Here is an 898-nt window from a genome sequence, read left to right as displayed (position 1 = left end):
TATTGCAAAAATGTATGTTGATGAGATTTTTTCTGGCCTCGATTACGGTAATTTTCCGAAAATCACTACGATTGAGAACAAAATGTATGTCGATGAAGAGATCGTAGTTAAAGATATTTCTTTCACAAGTACTTGTGAGCATCACTTAGTTGTCTTTGATGGTTTAGCAACTGTGGGTTACATCCCAAAAGATAAAGTAATTGGCCTGTCAAAAATTAATCGCATCGTAAGGTTTTTCGCGCAAAGACCGCAGGTACAAGAGAGACTCACCGCTCAAGTCTATTTGGCGTTGAAAACGCTTCTTAGCGTAGAAGACATTTATGTCAAATTTGAAGCAACACACTATTGTGTTAAAAGCCGTGGTGTTCAAGATGTTACGAGTTCGACCACAACAGTAAAAACAGGTGGTGTCTTTAAGAACCTCAGGCTTAGGTAACTAGACCACATCAAAAAAATCCCCTTCATTGAAGGGGATTTTTTTTGCACTCTATAAGTTAGTGTTTTGGCACAGTATAGTTTGCACCCTAATTGGTGGGACTAAGGGGGAATGCAATAAATTCAACGGTGGTAAATGTTTATTGTTTCATTAATTTTTATTGGCTTTACTGCTCAAATAATACAAAATACACCAACACTTACAGTATGGTGTTTCATTGTTGTGGCGCAAAAAGGTAACAACAATAATGTGATGAAATGTAAACTGCTTACTCAACTTAAGCCATATAGTGTGGTTTTAGTTGTACTTTTGAATTTGTTAGTTTTGGTACGACTGGAACATAAATATTCAAAGGTATTTAATAGGTTGAACGATCTCGGTTCAGTTTGATTTGGTTTTAGGGGGTTTAATGTCTTCGGTAAAAGTTGGTTCTTTAGTCACAAGCTCGACAGTATTTAAAGG

General features: G+C 36.3%; 1 protein-coding gene. It reads left to right on the top strand.

Annotation, left to right across the window (positions count from 1 at the left end; genetic code table 11):
* A partial coding sequence (folE, locus tag AB4232_RS22465; protein WP_372088070.1) for a GTP cyclohydrolase I FolE occupies positions 1 to 436 on the top strand: 436 nt, incomplete at its 5' end.
* Between the last annotated feature and the right edge of the window lie 462 nt (positions 437 to 898).

Source organism: Vibrio sp. 10N.286.46.A8 (genome assembly GCF_041470165.1).
Taxonomy (GTDB): domain Bacteria; phylum Pseudomonadota; class Gammaproteobacteria; order Enterobacterales; family Vibrionaceae; genus Vibrio; species Vibrio tasmaniensis_A.
The sequence above is the reverse complement of the archived record's forward strand: the minus strand, read 5'-3'. Positions and strand labels throughout refer to the sequence as shown.